At 70.9% G+C, this 17,052-nt stretch carries 11 protein-coding genes; 4 read left to right on the forward strand and 7 right to left on the reverse strand.

All coding sequences use genetic code 11. The features are described from left to right. Positions 1-23 precede the first annotated feature (23 nt). Both AB0G74_RS23905 and AB0G74_RS23910 read right to left on the reverse strand, forming a co-directional pair. The gene (locus tag AB0G74_RS23905) at positions 24-1,079 is read right to left on the reverse strand and encodes a CBS domain-containing protein (RefSeq protein WP_361149657.1); all 1,056 of its coding nucleotides are present in this window, start codon (positions 1,077-1,079) and stop codon (positions 24-26) included. An 8-nt stretch (positions 1,080-1,087) separates the two neighbouring features. After that, positions 1,088-2,896 (reverse strand): DUF262 domain-containing protein, encoded by a 1,809-nt coding sequence (locus tag AB0G74_RS23910; protein WP_361149659.1) that lies wholly within the window; start codon positions 2,894-2,896, stop codon positions 1,088-1,090. A 171-nt stretch (positions 2,897-3,067) separates the two neighbouring features. Here AB0G74_RS23910 and brxD point away from each other — a divergent pair, with 171 nt between their 5' ends. Next, positions 3,068-4,402 carry a BREX system ATP-binding protein BrxD gene (gene brxD, locus AB0G74_RS23915; RefSeq protein ID WP_361149661.1) on the forward strand — a complete coding sequence of 445 codons (1,335 nt, stop codon included), beginning with the start codon at positions 3,068-3,070 and terminating at the stop codon, positions 4,400-4,402. Further along, positions 4,399-6,534, forward strand: coding sequence for a DEAD/DEAH box helicase (locus AB0G74_RS23920; RefSeq protein ID WP_361149663.1), 2,136 nt, complete (start codon positions 4,399-4,401; stop codon positions 6,532-6,534). The genes brxD and AB0G74_RS23920 overlap by 4 nt, the downstream gene beginning before the upstream one ends. Positions 6,535-6,670: 136 nt before the next feature. Here the strand turns inward: AB0G74_RS23920 and AB0G74_RS23925 are convergent, their stop codons facing one another. The 3 genes from AB0G74_RS23925 to AB0G74_RS23935 all read right to left on the reverse strand — a co-directional run bounded on the left by AB0G74_RS23925 (position 6,671) and on the right by AB0G74_RS23935 (position 12,357). After that, the gene (locus AB0G74_RS23925) at positions 6,671-7,276 is read right to left on the reverse strand and encodes a GNAT family N-acetyltransferase (protein WP_361149666.1); all 606 of its coding nucleotides are present in this window, start codon (positions 7,274-7,276) and stop codon (positions 6,671-6,673) included. A gap of 15 nt (positions 7,277-7,291) precedes the next feature. Beyond that, positions 7,292-11,272 carry a hypothetical protein gene (locus AB0G74_RS23930; RefSeq protein WP_361149669.1) on the reverse strand — a complete coding sequence of 1,327 codons (3,981 nt, stop codon included), beginning with the start codon at positions 11,270-11,272 and terminating at the stop codon, positions 7,292-7,294. A gap of 74 nt (positions 11,273-11,346) precedes the next feature. Further along, the gene (locus AB0G74_RS23935) at positions 11,347-12,357 is read right to left on the reverse strand and encodes a helix-turn-helix domain-containing protein (protein ID WP_361149671.1); all 1,011 of its coding nucleotides are present in this window, start codon (positions 12,355-12,357) and stop codon (positions 11,347-11,349) included. Positions 12,358-12,740: 383 nt separating this feature from the next. On the opposite strand from AB0G74_RS23935, the gene AB0G74_RS23940 reads away from it, so the two are divergent. Beyond that, positions 12,741-13,613 carry a TetR/AcrR family transcriptional regulator C-terminal domain-containing protein gene (locus tag AB0G74_RS23940; RefSeq protein WP_361149673.1) on the forward strand — a complete coding sequence of 291 codons (873 nt, stop codon included), beginning with the start codon at positions 12,741-12,743 and terminating at the stop codon, positions 13,611-13,613. 181 nt (positions 13,614-13,794) lie between these two features. Here the strand turns inward: AB0G74_RS23940 and AB0G74_RS23945 are convergent, their stop codons facing one another. Next, positions 13,795-15,411: a hypothetical protein gene (locus AB0G74_RS23945; RefSeq protein ID WP_361149675.1), complete on the reverse strand. Its 1,617-nt coding sequence runs from the start codon at positions 15,409-15,411 to the stop codon at positions 13,795-13,797. Positions 15,412-15,513: 102 nt separating this feature from the next. Continuing rightward, positions 15,514-15,945, reverse strand: a complete 432-nt coding sequence (locus AB0G74_RS23950) for a hypothetical protein (RefSeq protein WP_361149678.1) — start codon at positions 15,943-15,945, stop codon at positions 15,514-15,516. Between the two features lie 278 nt (positions 15,946-16,223). Between AB0G74_RS23950 and AB0G74_RS23955 the strand changes: the two genes are divergently transcribed. Further along, positions 16,224-16,904, forward strand: coding sequence for a GntR family transcriptional regulator (locus AB0G74_RS23955; RefSeq protein WP_361149680.1), 681 nt, complete (start codon positions 16,224-16,226; stop codon positions 16,902-16,904). Positions 16,905-17,052: the final 148 nt, after the last annotated feature.

The following is a 17,052-nucleotide window of genomic DNA, read 5'->3' on the forward strand; positions in this document are numbered from 1 at the left end:
GCGGGCCCACCCTCGTCACGGGATCACAGGTCCGGTACGTACTCGCGCAGCAACTGACGGAATGCGATCAACTGCTGCAGCCGTTCCTCGGGCAGGGGCTGCGGGTCGAAGTGCGCGATCTTGTTACGGATCTTGCGAACTTGGGCGAGGTCGTAGAGGAACTGTCCGCGGTCCAGTCCGCCCCACTTCAGCGCGGCCCAGTTCAGGTCGGCCTGGGCACAGAGCGCCGGATACTGCTGCTGTTGGCCGTCGATCAGCACTTCGTACTGGAAGAAGGTCAAATCCGAGACCTGGCCGGTCTTCTTGTTGTTCATCGCCGCTTGCACGGCCTTGATGGCTTCTTCCGAGACCGCCTTGCCCAGGCACCTGCGCAACCGGAACTCGATCTCCCCGGCAAGAAAGAACGGCCGGGCCGTCGCGGCGAAGCGTTCGGTGACATCGGCATCTGTCACGATCCCACCGATGATGCCGTCGTTGCGCCGGACGAGTGCGTATCCCTTCTCGCTGATCGAGGGGAGCAGCGCGAAGAAATCTTGACTCTCTTCGACCACCGAGAGGTCATCGGTCTCCATCGCCGAAGCCAGGCTGACCGGAAGGTTCTGTTCATACATACGTGCAATGGACTTCCAGGTGACCACCCCCCGGACATAGGACTGTCCTTCGATAACGGGCAGCTGGGAGAAATTACGCGATCGCATGAGGTGAGTCGCCGTCTGGAGCCCGGCCGTCGGGGGCAGGGAGACCACACCGGAGTTCGGATCGAGGATGTCTCCGACGCGCAGCGGGTGCTGCGGAAGGACAACGGCCGGTTCCTCGTCCTCCGTGCCGGTGCTCTCGGTGTCCGGCGCCGATTCCTCCGCGAAGACCACCGTCACGGCGACGATGTGGACGTCGGCCTGGTGACCGCAGGTCGCGAACGACGGGATCGTGGTGAGACCGGCCGCGTCGAGTGCCTGTTCCATGACGAGTACGATCGACGGCTCCCGGCGGCGGGCACCGAACAACCTCAGCAGGTCGAGGACGGGGATCCTCCGGCCCTTGAGCTTGAGCAGGTCCTTCTCGGACGGCTGGTCGGACATCGAGCCGCTCATCCACCCAGTCCGTCACGGATCACAGTGCGCTTGCCCATGGCCGCGTCCACCAGCTCCTGCAACTGCTTGGCCCGGCTCTCGTAGAACCGCTCGTAGTCGAGTTCGTGCAGCGCGGACGGGTCGATCAGATGGGTGGCGATGACATCGTCGAACCACTCGGGCCGCATACCGGACTCGAGCTGGAGAGCCTTCAGATACGAGCCCGGCAGTCCCGTCATACTGCGGCTGGCGCGATGGGAGAGCGGCGTCTTGTTCACGATCGAATACACGTGCTTGGCATGGCGTCCGCCCTGTTTGTCGGCCCAGCTCTTGGGGAAGATCTGGCGAACGTCGACGGCGTGCGCGAGGATGCGGGCCGGGTTGAGCGGCGCCTCGGTGAAGTACCAGTCCACTGCGCCCTGTTTGATCAGCAGGGCGTAGATCCCCTTGTAGGCGGCGCTGTTCCGGGTGGTGAGGGTGTCGAGACGGTCGGCGAAGAACGCCGCGTCGTTCACGGTGTCGGGGACGGCATGGTGTTCACCCCTGATCCAGGCGACGAGCTGTTCCACATCGCGGGAGAAGCGGCTCTCGATGGCTCCGCCGTACATCTCGCCGAGCACACCGTTCCAGTACCACTGGCCGATGCGCTCCTCGGCGGCGAACTCGTCGGTGGCCTCGCCGAGGATGGCGCGCACGGTGGCGAGCGGGACGAGCTGGGTGCGGTAGGGGAGGTCGCGACTTCGGACGATGCACTGGTTGGCGAGGAAGGAGCCCACCCAGGCGAAGGCATCGGCGATACGCGGGGCGAGGCGCCGGAAGTCCGTCAGCGGGAGGTTCAGCAGGTCACGCCGTTTGCAGGAGACGGCGCCAGGCATGCCGGACTGCTTCAGTTCCCAGGTCCGCAGCAGGGCCACGGCCTGAAGGAAGTCGCTGCTGCTCAGTCCGTCGTCGGAGCCCGCCGTCTCCAGGCTGCCGAAGACGGGGTGCTGCGAGACGAGCCGTTCCTTGATCGCCTTCCATTCCTCCGGCAGCTGGTAGTAGGTGCCGAATTCCCGGACATGGGCCTGATCGCCGGCGTAGGTGGCCGTCAGCAGTTCGAAGACGTTGAGCGGGATACCACCGGTGTTCACTCGTTCGAATACCGCACAGACCGCGTCCATCGTGGTGTCGGCGGGCAGATTGATCATAGGGACGTTGAACGCCTGGACCCGATTGAGGACCAGGTCCTTGAAATCCGACCAGGCATCCCAATGAGCGTCGTCCAGCTTGACGTACTCCTTCTGCCAGGTTGTCGTGCGCTGGGTGTCGAAGACGATGTGGAGCGGGAACATGCCCGCTTCGCACTCCCGCTCGATCGTGCTCAGGTCGAGTCCGGGACGGCGGGACGAGCCCTCGACGATCCGGCTCTCCGGCACGGAGACGATGGCTTCGTCACGGTCGGAGGGCGGTCCCACGGCCTTGGCGATGTCGATGTAGTACCAGACCTTGATGTCTTTGTTTCGGCCGTCGACCGTCTCCACCGGCTGGTCCCGGTGCAGAGCCTGGAAGAGCGAGGTCAGCCTCTGCTGACCGTCCAGCAGCAGAAGCTCGGGCGTACGTTCGCCGACAGCTTCCGCACCGTGCAGGGGCCGGGCCCGGAAGGGAGATGTTCCCGCGGTCTGCAGTGCCATGACCACGCCCAGCGGATAGTCCAGGGTGACGGTCGCAATCAATGCCTTGATCCGTTCGTCGCCCCACTTCCACTCACGCTGGAAGTCGGGAAGCTGCAGCGCCCCCGTCCCGACATCGTGGAGCAGCTTCTTCAGCAGCGGATTGTCAAGAGACACGCCGTGTGTTCCCCCGGCTCGTACGCGAACAGTGCAATAGAGCATTGCATCAACGAGATCAGCAGGAAGTCAATATCCATTTCCGGACGGCAGAATCTCTCGGCGGAGGGCCGCCCGCTACGGATAGCGACGCATGGGCGGGACGCAGGGGACGGATGGAACACTGTGGTAGTGAGCATCGATCAGTCCAAGCACGTTGCCCCTGTCAGTGCGGCCCGCCGCCGTGATGTCATCGACGCGATCCGCCGCGGGGCCGTACCCGAGTCCGGGCTCGACCTGCTGGCTACGGGGCTGGACCGGTTCGAGACAGCCCTCGATGCGGAACTGGCAGCCGTGGCCTCCGGCTCCTCCGTCTTCAAGGCCGTTCGCGGCGAGTACGGCTCCGGGAAGACGTTCTTCACCCGATGGCTGGGAGAGCGCGCCAAACGGCGGAACTTCGCGGTGGCCGAGATCCAGATCTCGGAGACCGAAACACCCCTGCACAAGCTGGAGACGGTCTACCGGCGGCTGACCGAGCGGCTCGCCACCTCCGGTTTTCCGCCCAGCGCGCTTCGCCCCGTAGTCGATGCCTGGTTCTACGCCCTGGAGGAAGACGCCCTGGCCGGGGGCGCATCCGACGAAGACCTGTCCGAAGAGGTGGACCGGCTGATGAACGCCCGGTTGACCGAGGTGTCACGGCATGCACCGTCCTTCGCCGCCGCACTCCGCGGATACCGCATCGCTCAGGAGAGCAGTGACGAAGGCACTGCGGCTGCAGTCATGGCGTGGCTGGGCGGACAGCCCCATGTGGCTGCCTCGGCCCGCCGGGTCGCCGGAGTGCGAGGCGACCTGGACCACTTCGGTGCCTTCGGGTTCGTTCAGGGGCTGCTCACCGTGCTGCGGGACTCCGGGCATGCGGGACTGTTCCTCGTCCTGGACGAGGTCGAAACCCTTCAGCGGGTCCGCTCCGACGCCCGGGACAAGGCACTCAACGCGCTGCGTCAGCTCATCGACGAGGTCCATTCGGGCCGGTTCCCGGGGCTCTATCTGGTAATCACAGGCACTCCGGCCTTCTACGACGGGCGTCAGGGAGCTCAGCGCCTCGCCCCGCTTGCCCAGCGCCTGGCCACCGACTTCACCACCGATCCCCGCTTCGACAATCCGCGCGCGGTACAGCTGAGGTTGCCGGGCTTCACCCAGGAGTCGCTGGTGTCCCTGGGGCTCGCGATCCGGGATTTGTATGCGACGGGATCCGTCGCTCCGGATCGGGTACTCACGGTTGCCGACGACGCCTACGTCGCCGAACTGGCCAAGGCGGTCGGCGGGGCTCTGGGCGGCAAGGTGGGAGTGGCACCCCGGTTGTTCCTCAAGAAGCTGGTGGGTGATGTGCTGGACCGGATCGACCAGTTCGAGGACTTCGCCCCGCGAACGCACTACGCCCTCACCATGCATCCGTCCGAAATGAGTGCCGTCGAGCGCAACGCCGCAGCTCTGAACCCGGACGAGGTCGAGTTGGAGCTGCCGTGACCCACGGTTCGGATGCACTGGACCTCCTGCACCCCGGCCTCGCGCACCATATCGTCAACGTGCTCGGCTGGCCGGGGTTGCGCCCGCTCCAGTACGAGTCGATCGAGCCGCTCCTGGAGGGCTCGGACGCTGTGCTACTCGCTCCGACCGCGGGAGGTAAGACCGAAGCGGCTGCCTTCCCTCTGCTCTCCCGGATGGCGGCGGAGCAGTGGAGCGGCACCTCGGTGCTGTACGTGTGCCCGCTCAAGGCTCTTCTCAACAATCTGCTGCCACGCCTGGAGATGTACGCCTCGTGGCTCGGACGTACAGCCGCGCTCTGGCACGGTGACATTCCGCAGAACCGGCGCGCAAGGATTCTGCGTGAACGGCCGGACATCCTGCTGACCACACCGGAGTCACTGGAAGCGATGCTGGTCAGCGCGAACGTCGACCACCGGACGTTCTTTTCGGGTCTGCAGTCGATCGTGGTGGACGAGGTACACGCCTTCGCCGGTGACGACCGGGGCTGGCATCTGCTCGCGGTGCTGGAACGGCTGGAGCGGGTGGTTGAGCGCCCGATCCAGCGGGTCGGACTCTCGGCGACGGTGGGGAATCCGGAACAGCTGTTGCACTGGCTGCAGGGATCGGGCGCGAATCAGCGTCCGGCTCGGGTCGTCGCCCCGCATCTGCGCGAAAAGCACCCGCCCGGCCCTCCGCCGGGTGACGTACAGCTCGACTACGTGGGCTCGCTCGCCAATGCGGCCACGGTGATCGCGGCACTGCACCACGGCGAGAAGCGTCTGGTCTTCTGCGAGTCGCGCAAACAAGTCGAGGAACTCGCGGCCGGCCTGCGGATCAAGGGAGTGACGACCTTCCTGTCCCACGCCTCCCTCTCCGCGGACGAACGACGACGGGCAGAGGAAGCATTCGCCGAAGCCAGGGACTGTGTGATCGTCTCCACCAGCACCCTGGAGCTGGGCATCGACGTGGGCGACCTGGACCGGGTCATTCAGATCGACGCACCCGCCACCGTGGCTTCCTTCCTGCAACGGCTCGGACGTACGGGCCGACGCCCGGGGTCGAAGCGCAACTGTCTGTTCCTCGCCCTTGACGAAGACGGCTTGCTCGCCGCCGCCGCCCTGCTGCTGCAATGGGGCCGCGGCTGGGTGGAACCGGTGACGGCTCCGCCGGAGCCCCGGCATATCGCCGCCCAGCAGATCCTGGCGCTCTGCCTTCAGGAACACAGGGTGGGCGATCAGCTCTGGAAGGACGGGTGGGGCGGACTCGGTCCCTTCGGCCCGGCCGCGGAACCGGTGGTGCGGCATCTGGTGGCGGAGGGCTATCTGGACCAGGACGGCGGCATGCTGTTCATCGGGCCCGAGGCCGAGAAGCGATTCGGCTACCGCCACTTCATGGATCTGACCGCGGTCTTCACCGCCGCGCCCGAGTTCACGGTGCTGGCTGGCCGCACCGAGATCGGTACGACCGACCCTGCGCTGCTGACAGAGGCAGTTCCTGGCCCCCGCAGGCTGTTGCTGGCGGGCCGCAACTGGCAGGTGACGTATATCGACTGGTCGAGGCGCCGGTGTTTCGTAGAAGCGGCGGACGGTGGTGGACGGGCCCGCTGGAGCGGACTCGGTCCGGTTCGCGCCACCTCGTACAAGCTCGCTCGTGCGGTGCGGGAGGTGCTGCTGGGAGCCACTCCCCCGGTCACTCTCACCCGCCGCGCCCAGGGTGCATTGACAAAGGCTCGCGAAGAGAATCACCTGTTGGTGCACGCCGAGGGAACGGTGGTGAACCGTTGCGGGCGGGACACCAATGTGCGGTGGTGGACCTGGGCGGGTCATCGGGCCAATGCCACCCTTGCCGCCAGCCTCGGCTCGGTCGCCGATCCACTGCAACGCCCGACGGGGGCGTATCTGCGGCTGCGTGAAGACGTCACACCTCAGGACTGGGCGGAGGCCACAGCGGACGCATCGGTACAGCTCTGCCTGCCTGTGGTGGACCCACTTGCGCTGACGGGCCTCAAGTTCAGTACGGCATTGCCGCCCCGGCTCGCGGAAGCAACACTCGCCGCACGGCTCGCAGATCTCGACGGCGCGGCAGCAATTCTGCGGAAGCCGACCCAGTTCGTCACCAGGGCAACCGTGTGATGCGTGCCTCGGGTCCGAACACTCTTCGCGGGGAAGCCTATGGAGGAGTCGTGGAAGGTAGCCAAGTCGGGGCTCTTGCCCCGGTCTCGGAGGTGGAGCCGGGAAGTCGATCGGCAGACTCCCCGGCGAGTGGGGGTCAGGCCGAGGCCGGGCGGGGGGCGCGGCGCATGGACCAGAGGGTGGGGCCGCCGCCCGGGAGGGTCAGCTCCTGCTGGGTCGTGAAGCCGAAGTACTCGTAGAAGGGGAGGTTGGACTCCTTGGAGGACTCCAGGTAGGCGGGGAGGCCCGCCGCGTCGGCCTTGGCGAGGCCGGAGCGGAGGAGGGCCGCGCCCTGGCCGGTGCCCTGGGCGGCGGGGTCGGCGCCGATGACCGCGAGGTACCAGTGGGGTTCCTGGGGGCTGTGGGCGGCGGCGGCCTGGACCGCGGCGCCGAAGAGGTCGGCGCGGTCGCCCAGGATGGCGGTGAGTTCGCGGATGGTGTCCTCGTCGGGGACGGCCTTGTCCCGGCCCTCCGGGGAGACCCAGAACGCGGCGGCGGACTCGGTGCGCTCGCAGACCGCGTTGTGGACGTACTGACGGCTGAAGATGGTGCCGAAGTAGGCGGCGAGCGACTCCTCGCGGGTCTCGTCCACCGGGAAGAACCAGCGCATCATCGGGTCGTCGTCGAAGGCGCGGGCGAGGGAGCGGCTGATGGTCGCGGCGTCGGCGGGGACCGCCGTGGCCGGGGGGTTCTTGAGAGCCATAGATGTATTTTGCAATCAGCTGTTGGGGCTGGTGGGGGCGGGGGTGGGTGAAGCGGCGAGGAGTTCGGGCAGGGGGGTGAGGAGGTACTGGCCCGGGGTTTGTTCGGTGAGCCGGGCGAAGGTGCGGTGCCAGGCCGCGGGGTCGTCGCCGAGGGTTGTACGGAGCAGTTCGGCGACCGCCGCCAGGGCGTTCGCGATCTCCTTGCCGGGGGTGTCGTCGCGGCGGCGGGCGCGGTTGAGCCAGGCGAGGACGGTGGCGGCGGGGGCCGTTTCCAGGACCAGTTCCCGGCCGGTGATCCGGCCGTCCCGGAGGAGGTCGTCGTAGAGGACGTCGACCGGTCCGCGGATCCAGTTGCCGAGGCCGTGGCGGAGCCGGGCCAGGGTCAGGGCCCGGTCCGCCGGGGGTGTCCGGCGGGTCGGGACCGGCAGCAGGGCCGCGTGGCGGAGCTGGAGGTCGTGGGGCGCGCGGGCGTTCCGTACGACCGTCTCCCAGGCGGGGATCGGTTCCCGGGCGTGGGCGGCTTCCAGCCCCGGAAAGTCGGGGGTGCCGGGGTGGTCGTCGAGGATCCGGGCCGTCTCCCAGGGGCCCTTGGCCCGGCGGAGCCGTTTCACCAGCCGGTCGGCGGCGAGTTCGCGGTCCCGGCGGGCGGTGATCGGGGCGGCCGGGTCCGCCGCCGCGAGCGCCTTCTGGACCAGCCGGGTGGCGGTGGCCCCGAGCGCTCCCCCGTCCGCCAGTCCGGCCAGTGCCTTCGGGCCGCCGTGGCGCAGGGTGTTGAGGCAGGCCGTCAGTTGCTGGGCCAGGTTGAGCCGGTTGCCCTCGCGGGTGACCGTGAGGGCGATCAGGTCCGGTTCGGCCGACTCCAGCCAGGCGAGGCCGCCCGGGATCGGTGCGGCGGGGTCCGCCGCCGCGCCCGCGATGAGGTCGGCGGCCAGCCGGCCGGGCCTGGCCACGATTCGTCGCCGGATCCGGCTGTCGGCACCGCCGCGCAGCAGGGTCAGGTCGACCTCCGGGTCGGCGAGGTCCGCGAGCCGGGCCATGGCGGGCTCGTCGAGCCGTCGCGCCTCCCGGGCCAGGATCCGGCGGGCCGTACGGTCCCCGGAGGCCAGCAGCCGTTCGAACGCCGGGCGGGGTGTGGGGGTGCGGCGCATGAGGTACGCGGCCAGCCGCCAGGCCGTGTCCGGGGCCGCCTTCTCCAGCACGGCGGCCACGGCCCCTTCCGGTGCCAGGCACAGCAGGGCGCCCAGCGGCCAGGGCCAGCGGTAGTCGCCGCGCGCGACCAGTCGCAGGGCCTCGTCGGCCGTGGCGGGGGCGGGGCGTGGCGCGGAGGGACCGGCTCCGCCCGCCCCCGGTGACCACGACGGGCGGTCTCCGGGGGTGGTGGCAGAGGACGGGTGGGGTGGCCGGGGCGTACGGGATCGGGCCAGCAGGTCCTGCCAGCTCGGGCCGGGTCCCGGGCGGTTCCAGTCGGTCGCGGCCAGTGCCTCGTCGGCGACCGCCGCGAGGGCGAGCCAGGCCCCGGGGTCCGTACCCAGTTCCTGTTCCAGCAGCTTGGCCACGGCTCGTTCCCAGGCGGCGGTGAAGGTGAACTCGTCCCAGCGGTAGTGCCCCATCAGCAGCCATCCGGCGGGGCAGCGGGTCAGCAGGTCCTCGGTCCGGAGCACCCCGTGCACCCAGGCCCGTTCGAGCAGCCGCTCGGCCCGGCCCCAGTCGGTCGCCTCGCCGAGCAGCGCCAGCGCCTCGTCCCGGGTCGGCGGTTCGCACCGGTGCGCCCGCTCCGGTGCGCCCCCTTCCGAGAGCGCCCGTTCCAGCCAGTCCGGGTGATAACGGCCGGGGGTGTCCGAGACCTTGTGTGCCGCCAGATAGCGGAGCACCCCGGGGTCCTCGGGCAGTGGTGCCGCTCCGCCGGGGGCGAGGTCCAGCAGCAGATCCACCGCCCCGAGCGCCGCCCTGGCCCACTCGCTGCCCGGTTCCGAGGGGGGTGTGAAGGAAGGGGGCGCGGTGCGCGTGGAAGAAGGGGGTGGCGGAGGCGACGGGTTCGGCGGAGGGGACGGCAGGGGCGCGGAGGCGGATTCGAGGGGTGATGGCGTCGGCGCCGTCGGCAGCGTGCCCCGGTGGGCGGCGAGCGCCCGGAGGACCGCCGGAGTGAGGCCGTCGGCGGGCGGCAGCAGAGCCGTCAGCGCCGTACGGTCCGCCGGGCTCCACAGGCCCTCCTCCGCCAGGGCCGCCAGGGCGGCGACCGCGTGCGCGGCGGGGCGCGCCGTGGTGAGGAGTTCGACGGGGGTGAGCAGTCCGGCCCGGACCATGCCGACCGCCCACCGGCCCGCCGTGTCGGGCAGTTCCTCGGTGGCGAGCCGCCGCCCCGGGGGTGTGAGGTCGCCCGCCACCCGGTCGCGCCGCCAGGCGTCGTTGAGGAGGGTCAGCTGGAAGGCGGCCCGGTCCTCGTCCGTGGCGTCCTCGTGGCGGATCAGGTCCTGGGCGGCTTTCGGCATGAAGGGCGTGCGGCGGTTGGCGGCGGCGATCGCGGGCATGTCGTGCGCGTACGGCTCGTTGAGCAGATCGCGCAGGGTGCTGGTGCCCCGGGCGGCGGCCAGCAGCCGGGGCAGGGTCGCCGGGTCCTCGTACGGCTCGCCGTCCGACCGCATCCGGGCCGCCTCGCCCGGGGCGTCGAGGGCGGCCGAGACCTCGTCCCGGACGGCCGGGAGGAGGGAGCGGGCCGCCGACGGGTCGGAGAGTACGGCCCGGAGCGCGCCGGCTCCCCGGCGCTCCCAGATCCGTAGCAGCGCGTACCGCTGGGCGACTCCGCGCGCCCCGTGGGCCAGCGCCTTGACGACCAGTTCGGGGTCTCCGCTGCCGAGGAAGGGGGCGGTTCTGCCCCGGGTCGACTCGGCGCTGGACGACAGCAGTTCGGCCCGGAGTCCGGGGTCGAGCGGTACCCGGTCGACGGCGTGCGCGATCGTCCGGCGGAGCGACGGCGTACAGCGCGCGTTGCCGTACACGGCGGCGTTGACCCGGGGGTCGTCGGCCGCGACCAGGTCCTTGAGGGTCCGGGCGTCCAGCCGGGGGTGGTGGGCGAGGGCGGTCCGGGTCCGGGAGTCGCCGTACCGCAGGACGGCACCGGTGAGTACGGGGCCGGGCGCGGTCCCCCGGGACAGCAGGTCCTTGACCGTGCGGTCCGGCAGGGCGGCCACCGCCGCGACGGCCCACGCGGGCGGGGTGTGTTCCAGCAGCAGGGCGAGGGTCGCGGTGGTGGACGCGGGCGGCAGCGGGGCGTCGGCGACCGGGACGGGAGCGGATGCCAGCAGATCGGGGAGGGTGCCGGGGAAGGCGCCGAGCCGGTCGTGGAGTCCGCGCCAGCGGCGCGGGTCCGCCGCGAGATGGCGCTCCACCAGTACGGCGAGTTCGGTCCGGGGCCGGGTGGCGCCGGGGCCTGCGCCGGGCGCGGCCCCGTCGGTGGGAGCCGGGGCGGGTTCGGGGGTGGTGAGGTCGAGGTGCGGAGCGGCGGATTCCGGGGCCTTGCCGCCCTTCTGCGGCAAGGGCGGGGACGGTTCGGCCGGGGCGGTCCCGGGGGCCGTGGCTGCCGGGGCCTCGCCCGCCGCCTCCCCAGCGGTGCCTTCGCGCGGGGCTCCTCCGTCGGGCGGCGGGGTGAGCGGCAGGGTCGCCAGCGCGCGGGCCGGGCGGGTGTGGTGGATCAGGGCGGCGACGAGATCCCCGTCCAGTTCACCGGCCGCGCGCGCCGTCTCCGCGAGCCGGGCGACGGCCGCCGCCGGCGTCCGGCCCGACCCGAGCACGGCCCGCAGCGCCGCCGCCGCTTCCCCCGGTGGCGATGCCGAGGCCCGCGCGGGTGAGCCGGGGGCCTCCCCCACCGGGCCTCCGGCGGTCAGCAGGGCCAGCAGTCCGTCCCGCAGCCTCGTCTCGCCCGCCGTGAGAGGCGGCTCCGCCGGGCCGTCCGGCCCCCGCTGCCCGTCACGCTCTTCCGTCCGCTCGGTCCTCGGCATGTCCGTGTCCGTCCCCCGTGCTCCCCGGTTCCCACCGCCGCGTCACGACCCCGGCGGCCTCCGTGGTTCCCATCTCAGCACGCGCCACTGACAATCCGGTCGGCCCGCCCTTCTCCCGGGCCCGCGGGGAGTTCGGTGCGCCGGTAGGCGCCCGGCGCCGCGCCGTACGCGGCCCGGAACGTCCGGCTGAAGACCGACGGGTTGGTGAACCCCCAGTGCGCGGCGATGTCCGCGACCCGCCAGGACGCGAGCGCCGGATCGCACAGATCCCGTCGGCAGCGTTCCAGCCTGCGCTCCCGAATGGTCGCCGCGACCGTCGTCCGGCGCCCCTCGAAGAGGGCGTGCAGGGTACGCAGGGACATCTGGTGCTTGGCGGCGATCGCGGCCGGGGTCAGCCGGGGGTCGCCCAGGTTGACGTCGATGAAGAAGTCGATCCGGGTGAGCAGGGCCGTACGGCGCGTCTCGTCCGGCAGGGTCCGCTGCCGGTCGAGGTGGTGGGCGAGGAACGTCACGGCCAGGTCGCGTGTGACGGTGTCCAGCCTGCGCCGGTCGGCCTGCGGTATCCGGCCGCCGTGCCGGGCGCAGGAGAGCAGATAGCCGCGGAGGACGTCGCCGACTCCCCCGCCGCCGGTGAGCCGTCGGGCGAGGAGTCCGTCGGTCCGGTCGGCGGGCAGCGGGATCACCATTCGCGGCAGCCGGAGCATCACATGGCGCACCCCGGCCGGGTCGGTCGTCCAGGACTCCAGCTCGTGGGAGGTGTCGAACAGCACCCAGTCACCGGTGTTCAGCGCCACCGAGTTGCCGTACTGGGAGAACATCATCGATCCCCCGGTGATAAGGGCGAGCTGGTAGTGCTCCGGGTCGGAGCGGCGGATCAGCGACGGCGTCCGGACCGACTGCACGGGCGTGTACTCGAACATCGAGAACGCGGTGCTGTCGAGTTCGAGGGTGCCCGCGCGCGCCTGGAAGGCGGTGGGGTCGGGACAGCCGATCCGTACCGGGGCGACGTCACGGCCCACCAGGTCGGTGAACCAGTCGAAGCGGTCGGTGACGGGAACCAGGTCCGTTCCGATCAGTGGGATCAATGCACTGCCTCTCTGCGAAGCCGCCGTCGCCCGGTCGTGGCGCGGGGCGCGCGGTGCCCGCGGGGGTGGGCGCGGGACGGCGGAGCCGGTCGTAGAGCCGCCGGAAGGGCTGTCGGGGTGGTCGGTCCCCGGCCTGTCTACTTACGTCGTCGAACGTTGGTCGACATCCCTAACACTGTTAGATCGCTCCTTCACGCTACTACACTGACGGCACGGCAGATCCGAATCACCACCCCCGAACCATCCGGTTTCCGGGGCCGGTTGCCCGGTCCGCGGAGGTTCGTACGCCCGCCGGAACGCGACCGGCCGGGCTCCGCCGGACGCCCGGGGCAGGGGACGGCGGGGCGGCGCACCGACGGCAACGGAACGTGGAGCGTGATGGCGTGACGGGCGGGAAGACCAGGGGTGGTACGACCTGGAACATCTGGCTGTGGCCCGAGAAGACGCCACGGGGCGAGCCCCCGCTCTCACTCGACCGGATCGCGACGGCCACCGTCGCACTGCTGGACGAAGAGGGTATCGACCGGCTCACCATGCGGCGGCTGGCGGACCGCCTTGACGTGATGGCCCCATCCCTGTACTGGCATATCGACACCAAGGACAATGTCATCGATCTCGCCCTGGACGCGGTCTTCGGGCCGCCGCCGGGCGGTGCGGACTTGTCCGGGCGGTCGTGGCGGGATGACGTGCAGGCGGTGGTGGCGGGCATCCGGGAGCCCCTGCTCCGGCACCCCTGGGCGACCGCCGCGCTGGCCAGCCGTCCGCCGTCGGTGGGGCCCAACTTCCTGGCCCGGATGGAGCTTCTCCAGGCGGCGCTCGTCCGGGCCGGGCTGTGCGGCACCGAACTCAAATCCGCGACCTGGGCCGTGTTCAACCATGTGATGGGGTTCACCTGGTCGGGGTCGACCGTCCGCGTCCCCGACGCGGAGCGGGAGGCGGGACGGGAGCTGCTGCGGGACAACAGCGACCGGTATCCCAACCTCGTCCGCAACGACAGTATTTACTGCACCGGCTGGGACGACCTGTTCACCGACGGGCTGGAGTTCCTGCTCGACGGGATCTCGGCACGGCTGGCGGCGGGGACGGTAGCCGCCGGGGCGGGTTCCGGTACGGCCGGGAAGGGGCCCGGGGCGGGTTCCGGTACGGCTGCGACCGGTTCCGGTACGGCCGGGGCCGGAGCGGAGGGGCCCGGGGCCGGGCCGGAGGGGGCGCGTAAGGAGCCGGTACGGGCGGAGGCCGCTCTTCCGGAGTCGTAACGGCCCCGCCCGAAGCAAGTAAGGACCCGGAAAACCGGGGACAGACCTCCGTCCCGTCCCCCGGGGGAGAGGGACGGGACGGAGGCGGGCCGGCTCCTCGGTCGCACGCGCCGCCGCCATGGAGGCCACTCTCATGCGGCGGTCGGTGGTGCCGGGAGCCGGGTGCGACCGGCGGCCGGGCTCAGGAGCAGCCGGTCGCCGTGCAGGTGGTCTCGGGACCCGGGCGCCACTCCCCGGGCTGGTCCGAGACCCAGTACACGACCTTGACCCGCCGTACCGGCCCCGGGTTCGTCCCCGGGAGGGTAAGGGTTCCGGCGAAGTCGCGGACGGTCGCGTTCGGGTTGCCCGCGCAGAACTGGCTCGATGTGCTCGATACGGAGGTGCCGTCCGCCGCGTACGCGGTGAACTCGGCGTAGCGGCAGCCGCTCACGGGGCGGTTCCGTCCGCTGTACGTGACGGGCCCTTCGGCACCGCCCCGGGGCCAGCGGAGATAGCCGATGGCGTTGCTGTTGCCGTAGTCCAGCCGGAAGTCGGTCGCGGGCGCCTGGGGCACCACGGCCCGGACCGGGATCAGTGGTCGCAGTTCTTCATACGAAACCTGGTCGAAAATCCCGAAGTAGTACTGCGTCCAGAACTCCGTGGGCTGGAGGGTACGGGTGTCGACGTGCGGGGACGCCTCGACGCCGACCCAGCCGTAGAAGCGGCCGGAGTCGCCGACGACCTGGAGCATCGGCTGGACGTGGGAGTTGGCGAGATAGCAGTCCTTGGCGCCCTTGGTCAGGGTCTGGCACCAGTATTCGGAGGCGGTCTGCCGGCCGCCGCCGATCTCGGCGAGGTAGCGGACCCGGTCCTTGTCCGGGTAGTTCACGTCCTTGCATCCGGTGTCGTGCTGGAGATAGCCGATACAGCCGCCGTCGGGGCACGGCTTCCAAGGGTTCGCGGTGTTCTCGCCGTCGCGGGCGCCGAAGGTGAAGTAGCCCCCGGCCCATTCGCGGTGGACCTTGCCCGAGCCGATCGAGACGAAGGACCCGAGGTAGTGGCGGGCGTTGTAGCGGGCGTCGCTGACCAGGGCGCTCATCGAGGTCCGGCTCTGGGCGGTGAGCGGGGCGTTGCTGCCGTAGCCGACGCCGAAGTTCGCCTCGTAGTCGCTGAACTCTCCCGGGGCCGGGAACTGTACGGGTCCGGGGCGGGTCGGGCTGTCCTGGACGCCGGGGTAGAACGTGGGGCTGGTGATCCGCGCGACATCGCCCGAGGCGAGTCCGGCGGTGACGTCCCAGTGCTCGGTCAGCGGCCTCGGCAGGGCGGCGCCGGTCGCGCCGGTCCGCCAGACGACGGTCAGCTTCCCGCCGGGCGTGTGGGTGTACGTCCCCCGGTACGCGCCCGTCGGCGCGGCGGTGAACCCGTCGGCGGTACGGACGTCGCAGACGGGAACGGCTCCGCCGCAGTCGGCCTTCTTGGCGTTGATCCGGGGCGCCTGGTCGGCCTGGCCCCACTGCCAGTACTGGGTGCTGACGGTGCCGTCCGTCCCGAAGACGTAGTAGCCGAGGCGGGTCCAGGTCGGCGGGCGTACGGCGTCGCTGGTGTCCTGGAGCCGGCCGACCGAGACCACCCAGTTGGCCTTGCCGCCGGGGAGGGCTACGGCCGCCGGTCCGGTCGATTCGGCTGAGTCGGTGGCGTCGACAGAGCCGGCGGACGCGGCGCCCGGCAGCAGCAGGGCCAGCAGGGCGACGACGGTTCCGAACAGGGCCGCGGCGGTCGACGGCCGCGGGGTCTTCCTTCCGTACGGTCGTGGGTGCAAGTCGGGTCCCCCTCATCGGGTGGGATACGTCATGGGGCGCTGTCGGACGGAACGGACCGGACCGGCCGCCGACGGGGGTCGGCGGGCGGCCGGGGGCGTGGGTCAGGCGCGGCTGTAGTTCTCGGGCAGGCCGCACTGCTCCCCGGTGGAGAAGTTCTGGCACACCTTGAACTTGATCCGGTCCACGTAAGTGTGGGTGTAACCGATCTCGAAGGTCTTACTGCCGTCCCTCACGGTCCGGGAGTCCGAGTGCACGAGCAACGGACCCTGGTAGTACTCGATCTTGACCGTCGTGGAGTAGTCGCTTCCGACCCGATTGTGCACCTTCCCCTTGATGCTGGGCGGGAAGTCGAAGACGGGGCCCCAGTCGATGGTGCCCGAGGTGTATCCCATGTTGCAGTCGGAGTTCTTGTAGCAGACGTGGAAGTTCTCCACAGCCGTAGGTCCTGTCGGCCCGGCGCTCGCGGGCGCGGCCGTCGCGATGGAGCCGAGGAATGCGGCCGAGAGCAGTGTGCCGAGAAGGCGCTTCTTCACTGTGATCCTTTTCAGGGGTTTAAGCGGTTCACGGATTGGTGCCTGGCGACGTTCTCCGTACGGGGCACGGTCGGTCACCCCGGTACGCGGGGCGGCTGCGCGCCCTGTGCCGGAAGTGATACCTCGGCCCGGCCGCACGCCGGAAGATCGGGCGCGCGGACCGCAAAGAGGTTCGCGCTCGCGGTCAAATCACGCCGAGAAATGGGTAGTTACCGCCCCGACCGGGTGCGCACGGCCTCCGGGCACGGCGGACTGCCTGAACGGAAGGGGTGGTTGGTGTGCGGAAGCGGCGGACGGCGCCTCAGAGCAAGGCCGACTATGTGTACGGCGTCCTCCTCGACGACATCCGCAACGCCCGGATCCCGGGCGGTTCGCCGCTGCGGGCGGCGCCGGTGGCCGCCCGGCTGGGGGTGTCGATCACTCCGGTGCGGGAGGCGTTACGGCGGCTGGAGAAGGACCGGCTGATCAGTTACGAGAGCCATCACGGGGCCACGGTCATCGATCTCAGCGACGAGGCCCTGGTGGAGTACTACGACGTACGGGCCGTGGTGGAGGGTCTGGGCGCCCGGCTGGCCGCCGCCCGGATCACGGCCGAGGAGCTGGCCGGGCTGCGGGCCGTGCACGCGTCGATGGTCGAGGACATCGCGGCGGGGCGGCGCGAGCGGCTGGGCGAGTTGAGCCGCGGGCTGCATCTGGCGATCACGGACATCGGCGGGCCCGCGTTCCTGGGCGAGCAGGCCCGGGCCATCCGGAACAGCTATCCGGTTCCGCAGGACGCGTCGCTCTGGCTGGACGACAACCACGTTCAGCGCCATATCGTCGACGCGCACGCGGAGATCCTCGACGCCATCGGCGCGGGGGACGGGGAGAGCGCCGAGCGGGTGATGACCGAGCACATCCGGCTGAGCGCCGCGTACCGCGTCGGTGAGCGGACGGCGCGGATCGGCAACGCGGACTGAGCCGGAGCCGGTGGCGAGGGGCGGGCGCCGGGGGTCGTACACCGAATACGCCCCCGGCGACGCCCGTCGAGGCGGCCGGTACCGCGCCCGGGGCCGGGGTCCGGGGCCGGGGCCGGGGTCCGGGGCCGGGGTCCGGGCCGTACCGGAC

This window comes from Streptomyces sp. NPDC020875 (genome assembly GCF_040641415.1).
Classification (GTDB): Bacteria; Actinomycetota; Actinomycetes; order Streptomycetales; family Streptomycetaceae; genus Streptomyces.

Excerpts from the sequence above, each read along its gene's own strand:
- AB0G74_RS23905 (WP_361149657.1), bottom strand. The coding sequence starts at position 1,079 with ATGTCCGACCAGCCGTCCGAGAAGGACCTGCTCAAGCTCAAGGGCCGG.
- AB0G74_RS23925 (WP_361149666.1), bottom strand. The coding sequence starts at position 7,276 with ATGGCTCTCAAGAACCCCCCGGCCACGGCGGTCCCCGCCGACGCCGCG.
- AB0G74_RS23930 (WP_361149669.1), bottom strand. The coding sequence starts at position 11,272 with ATGCCGAGGACCGAGCGGACGGAAGAGCGTGACGGGCAGCGGGGGCCG.